This window comes from Aerococcus sp. L_32 (assembly GCF_050689315.1).
The window spans coordinates 1-1084 of record NZ_JBOEQF010000581.1; the positions used below are offsets into that span (position 1 = coordinate 1).

Genomic DNA, 1084 nt, shown 5'->3' on the forward strand with positions numbered 1-1084 from the left:
GGGTGAATTAGACAAAGTTTATCACCAAACAGTTCAAAAAGTAACGGAAGACTTTGACAACCTACACTTTAATACAGCCATTTCTCAAATGATGGTATTTGTAAATGAAGCCAATAAGGCTGAAAACCTATACTATGAATACGTGAAAGGTTTTATTCAACTGATTGCCCCAATCGCTCCGCATTTAGCAGAAGAAATGTGGGTAATTGTTGGAAACGAACCTGGTATTTCATATGTAGACTGGCCAACATTTGATCCAGCGATGATCGTTGACGATGAAATCGAAATCGTTGTACAAGTTAATGGTAAAATCAAGGCTAAATTACAAGTTGCTAATGATAGTGCAAAAGAAGCATTATTAGAAATTGCACATGCAAATGAGAAAGTGCAAGAAGCAATTGCAGGTAAAACAATCCGTAAAGAAATCGTAGTACCGAATAAACTAGTGAATATTGTCGCAAATTAATGGACATCATATTTGTCTTGTGTATAATATGATTAGTTTTTAATAAGGGGAGATGGCGTTTACATGAAAAATATTTTAATTATCCACGATGCTTCTAGCTTCGGTAAATGTTCTACAACAGTGGCATTACCAATTCTATCAAGTATGCACCTACAAGGAACTATTTTACCAACAGCCTTGCTATCAACACATACAGGGCCAGGTTTTGAAGGATTCACATTTCTTGACTTAACTGATGAAATGGAAAAAATCGTGGATCATTGGCACTCATTTGGCTTAAAATTTGATGCAGCATACGTTGGCTATTTAGGTAGTGTTCGCCAAATCAAGTTTTTAGAGAAAGAACTGCCAAAATTATTAAAAGATGATGCAAAATTCTATCTAGATCCTGTTATGGCTGACAATGGTAGTTTCTATTATGGTTTTGACGAAGAGTATGCAAAAGAAATGTTGAATTTATGCGCGATGGCAGATGTGATTATGCCTAACCAAACAGAAGCAAGTTTCTTGTATGGTGTGGAGTATACTGAAGGTATCTGGCCACAAGAAAAAATCGACGAATTCTTAACATTAGTTCGTAAACAAACCAATGCTTCAGTTGTGTTAACTGGTGCAGGA

Annotated in this window: 2 protein-coding genes; both read left to right on the top strand. The window is 35.8% G+C overall.

Annotated features, from left to right (window positions below):
- The coding region (locus ACRCJ0_RS14900) for a class I tRNA ligase family protein (protein ID WP_431390988.1) at nt 1–466 on the top strand (466 nt) is incomplete at its 5' end.
- Between the two features lie 63 nt (nt 467–529).
- A partial coding sequence (locus tag ACRCJ0_RS14905; protein ID WP_431390991.1) for a bifunctional hydroxymethylpyrimidine kinase/phosphomethylpyrimidine kinase occupies nt 530–1084 on the top strand: 555 nt, incomplete at its 3' end.